The sequence below is a fragment of the Streptomyces milbemycinicus genome (assembly GCF_002154605.1).
In the GTDB taxonomy this organism is placed as follows: domain Bacteria; phylum Actinomycetota; class Actinomycetes; order Streptomycetales; family Streptomycetaceae; genus Streptomyces; species Streptomyces milbemycinicus.
The window spans coordinates 1-668 of sequence record NZ_MUNE01001295.1; the positions used below are offsets into that span (position 1 = coordinate 1).

Annotated in this window: 1 protein-coding gene; it reads right to left on the reverse strand. The window is 71.6% G+C overall.

The window, feature by feature from the left end:
* Positions 1–131 precede the first annotated feature (131 nt).
* Positions 132–668: phosphoenolpyruvate carboxylase (locus tag CCN51_RS52705; RefSeq protein WP_143676282.1), on the reverse strand; the 537-nt coding region annotated here is incomplete at its 5' end.

Genomic DNA, 668 nt, shown 5'->3' on the forward strand with positions numbered 1-668 from the left:
CCAGCGCGCCCGCGGCGGCGAAGCCTGCTGCGCCGGGGGCCGGGGCGCAGCCCCGGACCACCGGACAAAAACCGCGTCCGGCCGCTCCGCAGGAGCGGCCGGACGCGGTCACATCGGGCGCGGACCGCAGGTCACCCCGTGTTGCGCAGGCCCGCCGCGACGCCGTTGACCGTGAGGAGGAGGGCGCGGGCGAGGAGGGGGTCGGGGGCTTCGCCTTGTTCGTGGGCGGTGCGCTGGCGGTGCAGCAGCGAGACCTGGAGGTAGGAGATCGGGTCCAGGTAGGCGTCGCGGACGTGGAAGGTCTGCTTGAGGACCGGGTTGGAGTCGAGGAGTTCGGTCTCGCCGGTGATCCGCAGTACCTCGCGCACGGTGAGCTCGTGCTCGGCTTCGATGGTGGCGAAGACGTGCTTGAGCTCGTCCGGGACCAGTGTGTCGACGTAGTGCCGGGCGATCCGCAGATCGGTCTTGGCGAGCGTCATCTCCACGTTGGACAGGAAGTTCCGGAAGAAGTGCCAGTGCTGGTGCATCTCGTCGAGGGCCGGGTCCAGGCCCGCTTCGCGGGCGGCCTTGAGCCCGGAGCCGACGCCGAACCAGCCGGGGACGATCTGCCGGGACTGGGTCCAGCCGAAGACCCACGGGATGGCCCGCAGTCCGTCGAGGCCGGCGCC